The organism is Parachitinimonas caeni (genome assembly GCF_030129945.1).
Lineage (GTDB): Bacteria > Pseudomonadota > Gammaproteobacteria > Burkholderiales > Chitinimonadaceae > Parachitinimonas > Parachitinimonas caeni.
The window spans coordinates 45,258-62,543 of sequence record NZ_JARRAF010000019.1 but is presented as its reverse complement, the minus strand read 5'-3'; the positions used below and the strand labels follow the sequence as shown (position 1 = coordinate 62,543).

The window sequence follows — 17,286 nt, the reverse complement described above, 5'->3', positions numbered from 1 at the left end:
CAAGGAAGTCAACATGAATAGTTCCAGTGATAACAACGCCGATTCCACCTTACCGATGGAGATTGAGCCGCTCAAACGGATATCCAGCCAGCGCGAGGAATTAAAAGCGCTGTTTGCCGATAACAAAACCCCCAGTGGCAACGACTTTGCCAGACTGATCAGCGCTGTGGCGGTGCCCAGTGACGATGGCTTGATGATCGACGCTGCCAGCAGTGTTCTGAATATCAAATTTGCGGCCAGCGCCAATAACGGCCTGACGGTGGCTGGCCAGCCGCTGGACGTCAAGGAAGGGCTGTCGGTGGCCAAGGCGGCCAGCCTGGAAGGCGAGCTGGTGGTGGCCAAAGACAGCACGCTGAAAGGCAAAGCCGTGCTGGAAGATGGGCTGGAAGTCAGAAAGTCCAGCCAGTTCAAGGCCGATGCCACGGTGGAATCCCAGCTCACCGTCAAGGGTGAAACGCGTCTTGGCGGGCTGGAGGTCAACAAGGCGGCTCATGTGAAAGAAACCTTGACGGTAGATGGCCAGGTGAAAAGCAGCGAAGCGGAATTCAGCACGCTGACGGTGACCGAGCAAGCCAATCTGAACCGGCTGACGGTAGGCCAGTCTGCCGAGTTTAAAGATACCCTGGAGGTGGCTAATCATGTCACCTTGCACGGAAGCTTGAGCTTGCCCGATCTGCTGGAAGTCAATGGCGACCAGATCGTCGCCAAGCGGCCGCTGCAACTCGGGAACACCCTGACGGTTGGTTCGACTGCCACCGTCAAAGGGAGTTTGACGGTTGACTCGAATGCCAGCATCCAGGGCAGTTTGGCCGTTGAGGGGGGCGCCTGCCTCAATGGGGGGCTGCAAGTAGACAACCTTCTGGTGGTGGATAAAACCGCCGTTTCAGCCCGCGCCCAGCTGGTGGCCGAGAAGGGCTTGCAGGTGAAAGGGCTCTCCCAGCTGCAAGGCGGAGTCAGGATTGAGCATGGCGTCAAACAGAACCCGGTCGAGATCCGGGGGGAAGATGGCGAAAGCGTTGAGCTTGTCGTGACAGACTCGGCGCGCCTTGGGGTGAATACGGATAAGCCCGCCGCCCAGCTGCATGTGGTTTCCCCTCCGCGCACAGTCCTGCTCCAGCTTGACCGACAGACCGAGACTGGCCTGCAGTCGGCCTTGAAAGTCAACGAAAAGGGCGAGGTGTCGATTGGCAATGTGACGGCGCGGAGTGAGCTGGAGGTCAATGGCGACACCTACATTACCGGGAATCTGGTGGTGGACGGCCAGCCCGGTAGCTACGGCGGCGCGCCGGCTTCGGGCGGAATCACCGCCAACTGCCTGACCATTGAGGGGCATCTGATCGCCGACGCCGGTGAGGTAGTGGTAGAGGCCCCCTTGAAGGCGCAGAAGCAGCTGACGGCCTGCAACGGCGCCGAAGTCAGCGGCGGTGTGCTGATAGAGAGCACCAGCAGCATGATCATGCCCTTGCGGGTGAAGGACAGCCAGAACCACACCATGATGGTCCTGACCCCCGAGGGTCAGCTGGGCCTGGGCCTGGATCAACCGCAAGCCGCTCTGCATGTCGCGACGCCACTGGGAGTGGATGCGCTGCTGGTGGAGCGCTGTCTGGATGGCGTGCATAAGACCACCGTCCGCATTGATGGCGAGGGCAAGATCACCTTGGGAAGTGTCCCCGCCCCCACCGAGCTGACCTTGCATGGAACGATGCAGGTGGACGGCGATCTCGATGTGAAGGGGGTGCATGTCAAGGAGCGTCTGACGGTTGAGGGGGAGGCCAGTTTCAAGGACAAGCTGGAACTCGCTGGCGAGCTGTCGGCAGGGTCGTTGCGAGTTGCCGACGCTTTCCGTGCCGAACCGCACGCGGTCAACCTGCGAGTGCCACTGATCAGCGAGCATTTTCTGATTGCTGAAAGAGGTTTGCGTCTTGGTACCAAAACGGATGAGCCGATCCGCGTGGAGAGCAAAGCGGGCGCCGTACTGACACTCAGCCAGAAAGGCCGGCTGGCCCTCAATGGCGCAACGCCTGATGCGCAGTTGTCTATCCGAACCGAGACAGGCATTGATAGCCTGCAGATTAACCGCACGCTGGCAGATGGCAGTGAGGCCACCAGCCTGCTGGTCAATCGCGACGGTAATCTGGAGGTGATGGGCGGCATGCGGCTTGCCGGTCCTGCAGTCATGCATGACCAGGTTCAAATCGCAAAAGATCTGGAAGTGTTGGGGGAGACCCAGCTGAAAAATTCGCTGACAGCCTTGGGTGGCCTGCAACTGGCCAGTGGCGAGTGGGTCAACGAAATCTCCAGCTGCCCCTGGTTGGGCAGAGGCGACGCCAGCGACGAGGTACTGGCCACGCAACGCGCTACCAAGCATTACATTGACCATATCTACTCCCCCTGGGGCCGCAACAGCCATACCCTGACCATTCGCAATCAGGCCGAATTCGAGCAGGTCTTTGGTGACGGGTGCCAGAACAGGGTCACCCTGCCGGCCAATGCCACCATCTTGCTGATGCCGCCGGAAAATGGCCCGCAACACGGGGCGCATACCGGTCGGGATGGCCTGTCGCGCCCCTGCCGGCCGGATGTCAGCCACAAGGCCGACTACCTGCTGCGCAATGCGGTGCAGATTCCTTCCGGGGTCAGCATCATCGGCATGAACACCGAAACCACCCGCGTCGTCAAAGCCAATGCCCACTGTCGCCTGCTGCTGGGCGCCGAAGATGGCAAGCGGGTGCGCAATGTCAGACTCAGCGGCTGGACCTTCGATGGCGGCAACACGGTGTTCTCGGGCAATGGGGGCGCCATCCAGCTGCTGAATGCGGAAGACATCACGCTGGATCTGGTGTTGATCGGTCATATCGTTCACGGCAAGGGCGGCGCGCTGTTCGGCGAGAACAGCCGCCGTATCACCGCCACGCAGATCCATGCCTGCCAGGCGCGCGGTGCGGGCTGCCACGAAGAGGGGCTGGGGGGCGCGGCATATGGCTTGAGCGAGTCCCGCATCACCGCCACCTTCTGCTACGCCGACCACGGTGGCGCGGTGGCCTACTGCCATGACAGCGAAGTCGTCGCCAACCGTTGCGAAGCGGAAATCGGCGGCGGGGCCTATGCCTCGCGCCGCCTCAAGCTGAGCGCCCGGCAGTGTGTCGCCTACCGTCACGGTGGCGGCGCCAGCCTCTGCGATAGCCTGATGGCAGAGGGTTACTGGCGGGATAACCGCAGTGACGACATTGAAACCCACAATATCGTCGCCAACGTTTCGCACTCCCATCGTTCGCATCATGCGCACGCCCACCACTATCTGTGGCGCGGTGACTACATCGACGGTCCGCTGCTGCAGGCGCAGGCCCACTGGCGCCATGACAACATCTGACGCCTGATCCACCCAGACCGGCCCAGATCCTGCTGACCGTCTGCCGTCGATCCTGACGCCAGACCTCGGTAGCGCCTGGCTTCACCTCCCGCCGGTCTGGCCTCTCCAATCCATCCCCTACCCGCAATCCCCTGAAGCTGGCGGTGCCAGCCGGGGTACTCACGCGCCGTTCTGGCGCATCTGGAGAACCGACATGACTCAATACATCCGTTGTGCCCGCGTCAGCGGCCTTGTTATCGACGAAACCCCTTCCCCCAAAGCGCATGCCCTGCCGTTTCCCGGCCAGTACTGGGTGGCTGTTGGCGACGTAGAGGAAGGCGGCTGGACTCAGCGCAGTGGCGATGGTGGCACGCCGATCCTGGCGCGGTTTGTGCCGCATATGCCTCTGCACGAGGGCTGTGACACCACGATCCTGCGCGAGAGCCAGGGTCGCTGGCAGCATCAGGACTCGCCTGAGGGGGACTACTGCGACGACCGCTGCGGCAACAACGTCACGCCCATGACCGACAGCGATGAGTGATATTCACATTCACAGGTTGCGGGTCAGTACCCGGCTGGACCCGGCCGATACGGCGCTGGCCCGGCGGCTTGAACAGGCGATCAGTCAGTGGGCAGAAAACTTCCGGTTTGATCTGCCCGATAACGTGCCTGCGCTGGTGATACCCGCCCTGCGTCTGCAGATCGACAAGCAAGCGGCGGGCAAGCTGGAAGTCGATCTGGGGCGCCACCTCAGCGGCGGTCTGACCACGGCGCTGACCGCCATGCTCGATGCACCGCCCGCGCTGGAGCGGCGGGAGATGCTGGGCGACTGGCTACGCCACGGTCAGAAACCCTGGTGGCAGCAGGGCATGAGCCTGTCCACGCTGGCGGTACTGCTGCTGGCCGAGGTGAAAGGCCCGGACGGGCAGGACTGGCTACGCGGGCTGCTGGCCCGCGAGTCGTCCCGCCAGCGCCTGCTGCGCCTGCCGCCGCAGGCAGTCGATGCCATCCTGCATCAGTTCGAGTCTGGCGCCGGCCATTCTGCCGAGGGCGATCTGGCCAGCCGGTTGCAACGCGCGGTCGCCGCTGACCTCGGCGCGGCCGCCCGTGCCGGTAACGAGCGCAAGCACTGGCAACGCCTGCTGCAGGCGCTGTCTGACGGCCTGGCCGCCGGTCCGGCTGACCGTGGCGACTGGCAGCAGCAACTCCGTCAGCTGGTCGAAGCCGGCGGTGCGCCGCCCGGCTTGCAGGATCGCCTGCGCCGGCTGCTGGCCTCGCCACTCGGGCCGCTGCAGCCGGGCGCCCTGGCGCTGGACAGCGTGCGCTACTGGCGCGACGGCGCCGCGCTGCCCGCCTGCCACAAGCTGGCCGAGCGTCTGTTGCAGACCTTTGCCGAGTGGCCGTCGGCCAATGCCTTGCAGCAACGCATTCAGGCTGCGCATAGCGCCACACCGGGCAAGGCGCTCAATCTGGCGCTCGGCCATTGGTTGGCGCAGGCCTTGCGCCAGTTGCCCGATGCGCTGAACGAGCGCCGGTCCTGGCCGGCCAGCGAGGCCGAGGCGATTGCCCGTCTGCGCCAGGTGCTGGCCGGGCTGTCCTGGGAACAGGCCCAGGCCTGGATCAGCCTGCTGGATGGTCAGCTGGCCGATCTGCTGGCTCATCCGCTGACGGCCACCTTGCGGCAACGACTGGCCGATGGCGCCTGGTTGCCGTTGTGGCTGGCCAGCCCGCAGCTACCAGCACGGCTGGCAGATCATCTGCAGCGTTTTCTGGCGGCTAACGACCCCAATGCGGCCTGGCGCAGCAAACTGACCCGGCAGTTGCGACAGTGGGCCGAAGGCAAGACCGAGGCCGAACGCTGGCATTGGGAGTCGCGTGCGCAAGATCTGCTGCGGGACTGGCAGCGCCGCCTGGCTGGCTACCCCGAGGGTGGCGCGCTCTGGCAGGCGGCCCGGCTGGCCTGCCAGACGCCGAGTGAGGCCGACCGCCGCCTGTTGGCCGACCGTCTGTTGCGGCTGGAACTGATCCTGCCAACACTGGCGCGCCACCATCCGGGGCTTCTGGTCGGCAGCCGGGAACTGCAGCAGCTGCGCCGCCGCCGCCTGCAACTGTGGTCGGGCCTGGTCGCGCCCTGGCAGCCACTGGCCGAAACGCTGGCGCGGCAATGTGCCAGTCAGGATGGCATCGCCGGACTCTGGCCGGATCTGCTCAGCGAAGAGGGTGCGACGATGGCCGCCCGGCTCGACGCCGAGACCGATCCGAAATTCAAGCAGCTATGGCAATCCGGCCACACCGCCTGCCGCCAGCTGCGTGGCCAGACCCGGCAACAGTTGGGCGAGATGGCGCGCGAATTGCAGCAGAAGCTCGCTGCCGAGCACGACGCCGACCACTTGCACTGGCCCGCGCGCGATGCCGGTCTGGTTCTGCTCTGGCACTTTCTGCCGTCCTTGTTCAGCCACCTGGGCTGGATGGATGCGCAGGGAAGGTTCCTGGACGACGCGGCCCGACTGAAGGCATTGGCTGCGCTCAGCTATCTGGGGGGGCGCAGCCAGCACGAGGAAGACGATTACACCGCCCGTCTGCTGCTGGGCTTCGAAATCGACGAGCCCGCACCACAGGGCGAACTCGACGCCGCCAGTCGCCAGCATCTGGACCAGTTTCTGGCCGCATTGGCCCAGCACTGGCCGCAGCGGGCCATGCAGCAGTCGCACGACTTCGCCAGCGTGCTGCGTCTGTTGTTCCTGCAACGCAAAGGCGAATGGCAACGCAAGCCGCAAGGCTGGACGCTGGTGGTGGAACCGCAGGCGCACGACATCCTGCTAAGCGCCCTGCCCTGGAGTGTCTCGGTGATTCGCCACCCCTGGCACGCCGGCTTGCTGCATGTGCACTGGCACCGCCCCACGTTACCGCTTACCCGCCCTGCTCCTGCCGATGAGGTTGCGTCATGAACCCGATTTCGATTGAAAGCCCTGACACCGCGCCGTATCTGGATGCCAGCCCCTTGTTCGAGGCAGCCGTGACGCTGTTCCGATGCGAAGACCCCACCGAAGCGGATTTCGCCCGCTGGCATGCCCAGCGTGAACACTGGCGCGAACGCTTGCTGGCGGCGCCCGCGCCCTGCCTGCAGCGGTTGGCGCCGCCGGCGTTCAGCCCGCTGGAACAGGCCGTGTTTGCCCTGTGTGCCAGCGTCGGCCTGCATGGTCTCGCTGCCCACTGGCTGGAAGCCCTCGCCGCCCCCCACTTCAGCCTGACCTTGGCGATGCGCCTGCTTAGTAACAGCCAACAGGAAGCCGACGCCGCGACGGGCGAGCTGCTGACCGGCGCGCTGATCCGCAGACGGGTGCTGCAGCTGGCAGAAACCGGTAACCCGGCCAGCCCGCTACGACTGAGCCCGCAGCTGCGGCTGGCCTTGCTTCACCCGGCGCCACCACCGCACGACTTCAACCGGGTCTTGCATCGCCTGCAGCGACCGGCCCACCCGCTGCTGCCGCCAGAAACCGCTACCCCGGACCTTGCGGGGTGGCAGGTGGTCGGCTTGCCCGGCAGCGGCCGCCGCAGTGCCGTGCTGGCCGCTGCGGGCGAGCGCCCGGTCTACCAGCTCGATGCCGTCCGCCTCTGGCAGTTTGACGACCCCTACGACCTGCTGGCCGACCTGTTGACCTTCGTCGATCTGCACGATGCTTATCTGCTGTGGCCGGATGAAGACCAGCTGGTTGGCCAGCCCATCTTCTGTGCCCACCTGCAGCAATGGCTGCAGGGCAACCCTCGCCGCCGTCTGGTCCGCCTGAGCAGTCAGCCGGCACTGGCCCCGGCTTTTCTGGCGGCCGAATACACGCCGGGACTGGCCTCGCCGGCCCACGCAGCGGCCCTCTGGCGTAATTTTGGCAGCCACTACCTGGGCTCCGCCGGGGTGACCGAAGGGCTGGCCAGCCGCTACCCGCTGCAGCCGGCCGACATGCTCACCGTCATCCACGCCACCAAAACCCTGAGCGGCCCGCTCGACCAGCGGCTACAGCTGGCCTGCCAGCAGCGCGAACCGGCGCAGCTGGCCGGTCTGGCGCGGCGCATCCTGCCCAAAGTGCCGCTTGATCAGGTGGAACTGGAGGCCGCAGAAACCACCGCGCTGCAAGAATTGATGGGGCGTTACCGGCATCGCGACCTGCTGCAGGCCGAGGGCCTGAGCCGCCAGCGCGGCGTGGCCGCCCTGTTCTGGGGCCGCCCCGGCACCGGCAAGACCATGGCGGCCGAAGCCATCGCCTGCGAGCTGGGCTTGCCGCTGTATCAGGTGAATCTGGCAGGCGTCAGCAGCAAGTGGATCGGTGAAACTGAAAAGCACCTGGAACGGTTGTTTGACGAAGCCGAACGCTACCCCTGCGTACTGTTCTTCGACGAAGCCGATGCCGTCTTCGGCCGCCGCAGCGAAGTCAAGGACAGCCACGACCGCCATGCCAACCTGGGCGTCAGCTACCTGCTGCAGCGCGTGGAAGCCAGCAACGCGCTGGTGATCCTGGCCAGTAACTTCAAACAGAATCTGGATGAAGCCTTCCTGCGCCGGCTGTCGCTGTCCATCGAGTTCAACCTGCCCGACGTCAACCGGCGGCAACGGCTCTGGCAGCGCTGGCAAACCCGGCTGGGGCTGGACGCCGCCACCCTTGAAGGGCTGGCCGAACAGTTTGAACTGAGCCCGGCCCAGATTGCCAATGTGGCCCTTTCCACCCGGCTGGCCAGCTTGCGCCACGATGGCTCGCCCCGCCGCGAAGACATCGCCCACGCCCTGGGCCGGGAATACGAAAAAGCCGACCAGCGGTTCTATGCCCAGGCCCGCATCCAGCGCTGGCTGGAAGGCAGCAGCGAGCGCTGACCACGCCTCACCACAGCCCCGTCGCCCGTACGACGGGGCGCCTGCCCCCCACCCTCTCCCGACTTCACCCCCCCACAGGAGCCCCCTCATGGCCACCCCTCCGACCCTACTCACGCCCATCGACCAGGTGAGCGAAGCACTGGCCGCGCTGATCCGGCGCGACGTGCTCGCCAATAGCACCGATATCGACATCAGCCTGGACGCGCCCGACCGCGACTTCGTCAGCAAGCTGTCGCAACGACCGGTGGTCAACCTCTATCTGGCCAGCCTGCGCGAGAACATCGCACGCCGGCAGAGCGACCCGTTCGAGGTCTACCAACGCCGCCCGCGCCAGAGCGAAGTCGAATTACAGTCCCGCCCCCGCTTTATCGAACTCAACTACATGCTGACCACCTGGGTCGCCGCCCGCACCAACCGCGCCCTGGTCGAACAGCAACTCATGTCCCGCCTGGTGCAGGGCCTCGCCGCCCAACCGCTGCTACCCGCCGACCTCGAACAACAATTCGGCCTGAAGAGCGGCAGCTGGGGCATTCAGATCGAACTACTGGTCGAACGCGAGCGCACCCAACGCCAGGGCGACTACTGGACCGCCCTCGGCGCCGCCCCCAAACCCATCCTCGAAACCAGCGTCACCATCCCCGTCGCCGAAGGCGGCCTCGGCACCGTGCCGATGGTGGTGAGAGGGGTGGGGAGTGTGAGCCATTTGCCTGAAAAAAAACCTTGAGAAATGTCCGGGAATGAAAGTTGGCATGGGGTTTGGCTTTTTAATTTTTTCGAAAGTAAATCCATCTTCATTGGTGTTTGATTAGCTTGTTTTAATGGGTTTGTTGGGGTGAAAAATGAATCTGCTGTCGAAGAAGTTGATTGGCCAGAGATAACTTCTATGGCTAATGCGAGTAGGGATGACTTGATTTTTTAAATGAAATTATTCAAAAGGAAAATTAAAAATGATGCATGTGAATGCGACAACAATGGCAGCTGAGGAATTAAATGCACCTGTTCGCCGAAAAACAACCTCAGTTGGATTTGAGTTTGATTTATGGACGGCTGACCAGAAAAATAACCCTTATTTCGGGTTGACACACTTTTGCCTGGCTAAATCAACAGAGGGGTTTGGGGATTTTGAACTACCCTATTTTTTGGAAACGGATGCGCATTCCACCATTGAGCTGGTAACGCCGCCGTATTCGGTGGAGGTAGAGGAGGGCACTAATTCCGTTCCAGATAAAACGCAGTTTCAGGCGTTGAAGAGTAACGTGACGGCCGAAGTGCAGGAGGTGGCAAATAAATTTAATGGGAAAACATTGGCGGAGGCGACTGAGGATGTATGGAAGATAAATGGTCATGGCATAGGATGGGAGAGAAGTGAAGAGGTTCCGGCATCGAATCACTGGAATGTTGGCGCTGGACAAGGCAAAGACGTGATAAAAAGTGTTACAGGTAGTAGAATAAAAAGAAAAGACTTTGATTTTAAATTGGAAAATAAAGGTAAAAGTAAAGGTAAATTGGATCCTCCTCAAGTTAATTTTGCGACATACTTGTATGAGTTGGATAAGGCATCTGAAAATGTAGGGATGGAGAAAAATGGGAGGGTGACAGTAAAAGAAGTGTTTGGAAAATTTATAAATCCTGAGTCTTTTATCAAAGAATTTGAGGGCGCACCTTATTTTTTGAGAAATTTTATTACTTCTTCTGTTGGGAGTACTATCGCTAGTTTTGCCATAAAAAGGGCAGGAGATATTCAAGTTAACTGGATGAATGAGGGTAAAGTAGATAAAAAAATGACACAGAATGAGGAGGCAATTACAGGCATTGCATCTTACATTAAAGATCTGGAAAATTTTTGGGTTAAGACGGACCCGGTTACGGCGTTGGCTTCAAGTAAGCTGGAAATTATAAAAGATGTAAATGATTTAAAAAAAATGGAGAGTGGGCGTGAGGAGGTTAAGAAGGGGGTAGATTGTTTGGATAAGTGGATTGGAGAGAATTCGAACAGTCTTGCTGGTTCAATTAACCCTAATGCTGGAATTTGGAAAAATTATGTTCAATTGTTATTGAATGAAACTAAAGATAAAAAAGTTGTTGAGGAATATTATGTGAAAATCAGAACAAAAATAATTCATGATATAACCTCAATGAAGAATGGGCTGCTGGGATTGTTGAGTGCTATGAATAATTTACTCGAAGTTGCCGCTGAAAATGGGGATTCCAAGTTTAATATAGAGGCGCAGCGGAAAATTTTAATAGAATATATAAAAAGTAGAGATTTATTCTTGGGAAATAAAGGCACTGAAATGCATATTGACAATCCAGAAATGCTGGGGTGCCGGCAGGATACATATATTGCACCAAGTAAAACCTTTCGTGGTTGGGGGAGCGATGATGGAGAGAGTGTGGAAGGTATCAAAGTCGTGGTGGAAGGAAGAAATCCTAAATCATAAAAGATGCTGTCGGTCGTGTTGGTGTGGATAACAGCAAGTGCCGTATTATGGGCGGAAGAATGCTAGATTGGTTCTGTTGACTCAACTAATTTTTAACCTCAGGTAAGCCAATTCAGATACCGAGTCGATGTATAGGAAAACGAATTGGCTTCCCGTAGAAGTCATTCCACAGCGCACCTGTGGATCGGTGGTTTACCCGTTATCCGCCGCAGAACGCCATTATGCTCAAATTTGAAAAATGTCTTTTTGTAAAACCATTTACAAACTAAGCTATGCTGTAACGAAATTCCAGAAATTTAGCCCTGCATGATGATATTTCCATCGTTATCGTAGATCGATTCATATGGTAAAAGAGCCTTTTAAAGGCCTTTGAAACCTCTGGCAATTTCCAGATAGTTACTAGCTCTTTAGTTAGAAGACTCATTGCAGCATGAAGATCATTCTATGAAGAACAATGAGCTTATTTTCGTAAGATAAGAATCTACTTTAGAGAAATTTAGTAGAATCGGGTTCTGTTGCATTAACAGTCAACCGGGGGTCTGCTGCAATTTACGGCCTGGTTGCGTCGGTTGGGCAAGTCGATGTTGAACGTGAAACGGTTCCGGTTTCCAATTGAAATCATCCTGCAGTGTATTCGCTGGGTTGTCGCTTATCCCCCGAGCTACCGGCAGATGGTTCTATCGCATTAATTTTCTGGGGGTGACTTCGGGCTCCGTGTGAGCCTATCCCGAGTTCACCTTTCACGGGTTGGTGTGACCGAACCTACCTTTACTAAAGGAAAGGATGTAGTTTTTTGAGCGATCAAAATTTGGCAGTCGATTCGTTGCCTGCAACATTGATGGTTGAATTACGGCAGATGATCAACAGCGCTCGGCAGCGGGCAGCTGTGGCAGTCAATGCCGAGCTGACCCTGCTTTACTGGCAGGTTGGGCAGCGCATTCATCTGGATATTCTGGGTGGGCAGCGCGCTGGCTATGGGGATGAAGTGGTCGCCTCGTTGGGTAAGCAGTTGAGCGCCGAGTATGGCCGCGGCTGGAGTGCGCGCCATCTTCGTCTTTGCATCCGCTTCGCTCAGACCTACACGGACGAAAAATTAGTGCACACACTGTGTGCCAAATTGACTTGGTCGCATCTGCGCCTGATTGCAGCGATTGATGATCCGACCAAGCGCGAGTTCTACGTCGAGCTGTGTCAACTCGAGCACTGGAGTGTACGGCAGTTGCAGGAACGCATGCAGTCCATGCTGTTCGAACGTAGCGCGATTTCGAAGTTGCCAGAAGCTACGATCAGGCATGAACTGGAAGTTTTGCGGCGGGATGAGCCACCAAGCCCGGCTTTGTTGCTGAAAGATCCTTATTTGCTCGATTTTCTCGGGCTGAATGATCGATATCTTGAGCGCGATCTGGAAGATGCGATTTTGCGCGAGATTGAGCTGTTCCTGCTGGAGTTAGGCGCAGGCTTTACCTTTGTCGCCCGGCAAAAGCGGGTGCAGATCGATAACGACGATTTCTATATTGATCTGCTGTTTTATAACCGCAAGCTAAAAAGGCTGGTGGCTATTGATTTGAAGATTGGTGAGTTCCGCGCCGAATACAAAGGCCAGATGGAACTTTACTTACGTTGGCTGGCAAAGTACGAGCAGGAGGCTGACGAACAGTCGCCGCTTGGAATCATTCTTTGTGCAGGAAAAAAGCGGGAGCAGATCGAACTTCTGGAATTGGATAAAAGTGGTATTCATGTTGCCGAGTATCTGACCGTACTTCCCTCTCGCGATACGTTACAAGCCAAACTGCATGAGTCTATTGCCGCCGCGCGTCAGCGTCTGTTTCCTGGCAATGACCCGACTGTTGAATACTGACTCCCAATCTAACGAAAAGTCGGTGTTCTTGATTGAACGGGCCCAGAGGTTGGTAGGTTTTGTCGCATTAGCTTTTTGCCAGGCGTCTTCGGGGTAGGCTCACGCAAAGCCCGGCGAATTCCGGACGGAATTATCCCGCCAGGGCGTAAAACTGCGCCGCAGGCGTCAGGGGCTGGGCACTGCATCTAGCTGTCCTTTCTTTAACGCATGCAGGAGTTCAATCCCACTCGGGATGATTGCGGCAGAGGCGGCATCCTTGAAGCCCAGCATCAGCCGGGTTCGTCGCTTGATGGCCCCGTGATCCTGCTCAATCAGGTTGTTCAGGTATTTGTTCTGGCGGATCTGGATGATGGGGGCGTCTTCCGCATTCAAGGCGGCCAGCGCTGACTGGTTGGAGCCGCTTTTGCAAGGCAGGAAATTTCATGGCGAGCTGCTGGTCCTTACGAATCAGGAAGTCCATGCCATATGAGCCAGATTCGAGGCTATTTCGTAAAACGGTAGGAATATCTGCTTCATAGTCAGCCGATAGAGAGGCCAATCCCAAGGCAATGGCCGCTACGCTGTCAACATCGCCACTGAAATTGACGCAGTCAACCAATAGATCGGACATGCGCCGATTGCGCAGCAAAGCGGTGCTTACGGCATGCAGGGTTTCCATGGCGTCGCATTGCACGGCTTGTTGCCAATGGCAGTCGATGACCAACCCGAGTTCAGACTCGATGTAAGTGGGCAGGTGCTCCATAGCTAGATCTTCATACAGCAATAGGTGCGCCATCAGTGCCACCCCCTGCGACGACAGAATGCCTTCTTCTGTGGCATGTGTGCCCCTTAGTCGGCACCGGCTATTTGCTTCAGTGGTGGGTTTGCCAGGAATTGGCCGTCAGCGCCGACGACCTGTGTTTGTATGCCCTGTAGACGGCGAACCAGTGCTGCGCGCATTTTGCTTGTTTTTAGCGCTGCAGGCAGGCGACTTAGCCAGTGACTGTTGCTACAAAAGGGTAGCCCACGTTCTGCGCATAGCCGCCAGGCTGGGGGCAATGGCTGGCGTGATAGCACTTCAATACAGTGTTCCAGTTGCGCCGACGAACTGAATTGCAGCCGGTATCGACCAAATTCCACCACTAACACCGGGTAGCCGCATCGTCCCACTGGGCGAGGGGCATTGAGGTCGGTGACATCCAGAGGCCAGGGGCGCCCCCGCTGGCCGTGGACCCAATACGCCATCGGGCTCCAATGCCAACTTTTCTGAAAAACAAACTGGTAGTGCCGAGCCAAACGTTGCGCTGCTTTCACAATGTGGGCCTCTCCCAAACGATGATCTATGCAGAGTGTAAGCATGACTGATTGCCGAGGTTCTGGAGGCGGGTGCAGCTTCCTGCTAGCTCCCCCTTGGGCGAAGCCGCTTGATGATTGGCTTAACTGCTGAGTGTCTCTGCGGTGAGCGGTGTGGGTGGTGAGTGCCGTCAGGTAAGTCCTGCCCGTGTTGCTCGGCGTCATAAGGCCTAAGTCTGTGAAGACGGCGCCTCTATCTCTCTGCGCGCCGTCACAAGCGCGCTTTGCTTCAAAGCCCAGGCCACTTCCGGGCATTCGTTCACGCATGGGAATTTCCCGAGGTTGAATTTTGATCATGGTCCACTTCGCGTTGCCGGACGGTGTTGCGTCTGCCCGGCCGGGTTGGCTTGTTTTGATCAGGCGCGGAGGCGAATTTCACCGGAAACACAAGCTGGGGCGCTTTCGGCTATGCAAGCCAAGAGCTGCATGGCCTCTTCATGGTGTACCCTGCGCGGCTTGGCGAGTCGAGCTGCCTCGTACGGCAGCCGCAATCGCCTGATCCTGGCAGATTGGTAACGGGAATACCTGACATGACTATGAACTTTGAACTGCGCGAAGCCAGCTGGAGTGACCGGATCGTCGTGGATCGCATGCTGGAGCTTTATCTCTACGATTATTCGGAGTTCGATCACTTCGATCTCGATGAGCACGGCTGTTACCGCTTTGATGATATTGACTACTACTGGCTGGAACCCCAGCGCGAGGTGCTGGTGGTGAAGGTGGATGGCAAATGGGCGGGCTTTGCTCTGACCTCGGATGATGTGCTGCAGGAAGGTTGCGAGCGTTCGATGGATAATTTTTTCATCCTGCGTAAATACCGGCGGAACGGCCTGGGTAGGCAGGTTGCAGAAGCGGTGTTTGCACGCACGCCAGCCCGGTGGGAGTTGTGTGTGCATCAGGCCAATACGCCAGCCAGCGCTTTCTGGCGCAAGGTGATTGCGGGTGTCACGCGCGACGAGTTTCAGGAAGTGTTGTTCGATAACGCGCAATGGCAGGGGCCGGTGTTTACTTTCGACAACCGCAAGCCAAGTCACTCATGACCATTGATGGAGATAAAAACGATGAATAAGAAAACGTGGCGTCGCGCAGGCCGGTATGGTCTGTGGGGGGTGCTGGGATTGCTGGGACTGACTGCATTGGCCGTCTGGTGGGGATTGCGCTCCAGTTTGGCACAGCTAGAGGGCGAGGTGCCGGCGACCGGTTTGACGGCTAGGTTGGTCGTCTCGCGTGATGCCGATGGGGTGCCATTGATTGCGGCGGGAGATCGGAATGATGGCGCGTATGCGCTGGGATATCTGCATGCTCAGGAACGGTATTTCCAGATGGATCTGCTGCGGCGGGCGGCGGCCGGTGAGTTGGCGGCCTTGCTGGGCGCCAATCTGCTGGAGATGGATAAGGGCAACCGCCTTTTCCGCTTCCGCGCACGGGCCCAGGCAGCGCTAAAGCGGCTGGACCCTTCCGACTACGCCATGCTGACGCGTTATGTGGCGGGGGTGAATGACGGCCTTGGCCGTCTGGGGGCGCGGCCATTCGAGTATCTGTTGTTACGGGCACAGCCCGAGGCGTGGCGCGCCGAAGACACCCTGCTGGTGACCTATGCCATGTATCAGACCCTGCAGAATAAGCAGGAGCAGCGAAAGCATGCCCGCAATTGGCTGCAGTTGCATGCTACGCCCGAGCAGTTGGCCGTGCTGCTGCCGCAGTCCAGCCAGTTCGATGCCCCGCTGGATATGCAGGCGATACCGCCTTCCGATGCACCGTTGCCGGCGTCGGCCCCGGCCTGGTTTGGCTTCGCAGCGCCGGCTGAGAGCAGTCTGGCGGCAGCCCCGGACAGTCGTCATACCTCCGTCGGCAGCAATAGCTGGGCCCTGGCAGGTAGCCGTACCAAGCATGGCGGCGCCATTCTCGCCAATGATATGCATCTGGCCCTGCGTCTACCCAATACCTGGTATCGCGCCACCCTGCGTTACCCGGTGGCCGGCACCTCACGGCAGTTAACGGGGTTGACCCTGCCGGGCGCACCGAATTTCGTGGTCGGCAGTAACGGTAAAGTAGCCTGGGGCTTTACCAATAGTTATGGTGATTATCTCGATCTGGTGGAACTTGGGCACGATCCGGCGCAGCCCGGTCGTTTCCGTTCTGGCGAAGGTTGGGAGGTGGCAACGACCTATCAGGAACCGATTGCCGTCAAAGGCCAGCCGACGGTGCCGTTCTCGGTGCAGGAGACCCGCTTCGGACCTGTACGCACCGTAAATGGACGCCACTATGCCGTGCATTGGGTGGCGCTGCATCCCGATGCGGTGAATCTGCGTCTGACGGCGATGGAGTCCGTTCAGGACATCTCTGAGGCCGCTGGTGCGGCGGCGCGTGCGGGCATTCCCGCTCAGAACATCAGCTTGGTTGATGCCGGTGGCCAGATTGGCTGGACCATTGCCGGGGCGATTCCGCAACGTGCGGCCGGCAAGTCGGCGATCTGGTCAGGCTTGCTGCCGGCGGCAGAGTACCCGCAGTGGCAGAAGCCTGCCAGCGGCACCATCTGGACTGCCAATAACCGGCAGCTGGGCGGCGAGGCGTATGGTCGGCTCAACGATGGCGGCGCCGACCTCGGCGCGCGGGCCCGGCAGATCCGCGATCATTTGCAGTCGCTGACGCAGGCGGATGAGCAGGCAGCCTATCAGATCTTTCTGGACGATCGGGCCGACTTCGCGGCCATCTGGCGCGAACAGGCGCTGCGGGCATTGACTGACGCGGCGGTCAGTCAGCATCCACAGCGGGCTGAATTCAGGCGTCTGCTGCAAACCGGCTGGACGGGCAAGGCCGACGTGGGGGCGACAGGTTATCGTCTGGCGCGGGCGTATATGCATTGCCTGTATGAACAGTTGTTTGGAAAGGTCGATGAAGAGCTGGCCCGTCTGCCCGGCAGGCCGGACTTCAACCGGGCCTCGTTGCGCTGGCCTGCCGTGATCCTGCGCCTGCTCAAGGAACGTCCTGCTGGCTGGCTGCCGGCTGGCCGAACATGGGATGGCGTGGAGCTGGCGGCAATTGATGACGCGATCCGACAATTGACCGATGGCGGCCAGTCTCTGCGTGATGCCGCCTGGGGAAAACTGAACACGGCGGCCATTGCGCATCCACTGGCCAGTGCCTTGCCCGGCCTGGGCCGCTGGTTGGCGGCACCGGCAACGCCGTTATCCGGCGATGATCATATGCCCCTTGTCAGCGCGCCGGACTTCGGGCAGTCAGAACGGCTGGTGGTGTCGCCCGGCCGTGAAGATCAAGCACTCTTCAACATGCCGGGCGGGCAGAGTGGTCATCCTCTGAGCCCTTTCTTCCTGGCGGACCACCGCGCCTGGGTGGAGGGCAGGCCACGTCCCCTGCTGCCGCAGCAGGAACGCTATCGACTCACCTTTGTTCCGAAGTAGCAGGGTCGTCTTGATCCGTTGGG

At 59.4% G+C, this 17,286-nt stretch carries 10 protein-coding genes and 1 pseudogene; 9 read left to right on the top strand and 2 right to left on the bottom strand.

Going from position 1 to position 17,286, the window contains the following annotated elements; translation table 11 throughout:
* The first annotated feature begins 13 nt into the window (after positions 1-13).
* The 7 genes from PZA18_RS15460 to PZA18_RS15430 all read left to right on the top strand — a co-directional run bounded on the left by PZA18_RS15460 (position 14) and on the right by PZA18_RS15430 (position 12,509).
* Entirely contained in the window at positions 14-3,370 is a 3,357-nt protein-coding gene (locus PZA18_RS15460) for a polymer-forming cytoskeletal protein (RefSeq protein ID WP_284101763.1), read from the top strand.
* 193 nt (positions 3,371-3,563) lie between these two features.
* On the top strand, positions 3,564-3,890 hold the full coding sequence (locus PZA18_RS15455) for a hypothetical protein (protein ID WP_284101762.1): 327 nt from the start codon (positions 3,564-3,566) through the stop codon (positions 3,888-3,890).
* Positions 3,883-6,297, top strand: coding sequence for a contractile injection system tape measure protein (locus tag PZA18_RS15450; RefSeq protein WP_284101761.1), 2,415 nt, complete (start codon positions 3,883-3,885; stop codon positions 6,295-6,297). The genes PZA18_RS15455 and PZA18_RS15450 overlap by 8 nt, the downstream gene beginning before the upstream one ends.
* Entirely contained in the window at positions 6,294-8,210 is a 1,917-nt protein-coding gene (locus tag PZA18_RS15445) for an ATP-binding protein (RefSeq protein ID WP_284101760.1), read from the top strand. Before PZA18_RS15450 ends, PZA18_RS15445 begins: the two co-directional genes overlap by 4 nt.
* 88 nt (positions 8,211-8,298) lie before the next feature.
* A complete protein-coding gene (locus tag PZA18_RS15440; protein WP_284101759.1) occupies positions 8,299-8,934 on the top strand; it encodes a Pvc16 family protein in 636 nt (211 codons plus the stop codon).
* A 223-nt stretch (positions 8,935-9,157) separates the two neighbouring features.
* The gene (locus PZA18_RS15435; protein WP_284101758.1) at positions 9,158-10,651 is read left to right on the top strand and encodes a hypothetical protein; all 1,494 of its coding nucleotides are present in this window, start codon (positions 9,158-9,160) and stop codon (positions 10,649-10,651) included.
* Between the two features lie 793 nt (positions 10,652-11,444).
* Positions 11,445-12,509, top strand: coding sequence for a PDDEXK nuclease domain-containing protein (locus PZA18_RS15430; protein ID WP_308447401.1), 1,065 nt, complete (start codon positions 11,445-11,447; stop codon positions 12,507-12,509).
* A 130-nt stretch (positions 12,510-12,639) separates the two neighbouring features.
* Here the strand turns inward: PZA18_RS15430 and PZA18_RS15425 are convergent.
* Together PZA18_RS15425 and PZA18_RS15420 are read right to left on the bottom strand one after the other, a co-directional pair.
* Positions 12,640-12,914: pseudogene (locus PZA18_RS15425) on the bottom strand (DDE-type integrase/transposase/recombinase); the annotation flags it as partial.
* A complete protein-coding gene (locus PZA18_RS15420) occupies positions 12,817-13,383 on the bottom strand; it encodes an ADP-ribosylglycohydrolase family protein (RefSeq protein WP_331488625.1) in 567 nt (188 codons plus the stop codon). The gene PZA18_RS15420 and the pseudogene PZA18_RS15425, both read right to left, overlap by 98 nt.
* 988 nt (positions 13,384-14,371) lie before the next feature.
* Here PZA18_RS15420 and PZA18_RS15415 point away from each other — a divergent pair.
* Together PZA18_RS15415 and PZA18_RS15410 are read left to right on the top strand one after the other, a co-directional pair.
* Entirely contained in the window at positions 14,372-14,881 is a 510-nt protein-coding gene (locus PZA18_RS15415) for a GNAT family N-acetyltransferase (RefSeq protein ID WP_284101756.1), read from the top strand.
* 21 nt (positions 14,882-14,902) lie between these two features.
* Positions 14,903-17,263 (top strand): penicillin acylase family protein, encoded by a 2,361-nt coding sequence (locus tag PZA18_RS15410; protein ID WP_284101755.1) that lies wholly within the window; start codon positions 14,903-14,905, stop codon positions 17,261-17,263.
* Positions 17,264-17,286: the final 23 nt, after the last annotated feature.

Coding starts and splice junctions, on each gene's coding strand:
- PZA18_RS15460 (WP_284101763.1), top strand. CDS start 14: ATGAATAGTTCCAGTGATAACAACGCCGATTCCACCTTACCGATGGAG.
- PZA18_RS15455 (WP_284101762.1), top strand. CDS start 3,564: ATGACTCAATACATCCGTTGTGCCCGCGTCAGCGGCCTTGTTATCGAC.
- PZA18_RS15450 (WP_284101761.1), top strand. CDS start 3,883: ATGAGTGATATTCACATTCACAGGTTGCGGGTCAGTACCCGGCTGGAC.
- PZA18_RS15445 (WP_284101760.1), top strand. CDS start 6,294: ATGAACCCGATTTCGATTGAAAGCCCTGACACCGCGCCGTATCTGGAT.
- PZA18_RS15440 (WP_284101759.1), top strand. CDS start 8,299: ATGGCCACCCCTCCGACCCTACTCACGCCCATCGACCAGGTGAGCGAA.
- PZA18_RS15435 (WP_284101758.1), top strand. CDS start 9,158: ATGATGCATGTGAATGCGACAACAATGGCAGCTGAGGAATTAAATGCA.
- PZA18_RS15415 (WP_284101756.1), top strand. CDS start 14,372: ATGACTATGAACTTTGAACTGCGCGAAGCCAGCTGGAGTGACCGGATC.
- PZA18_RS15410 (WP_284101755.1), top strand. CDS start 14,903: ATGAATAAGAAAACGTGGCGTCGCGCAGGCCGGTATGGTCTGTGGGGG.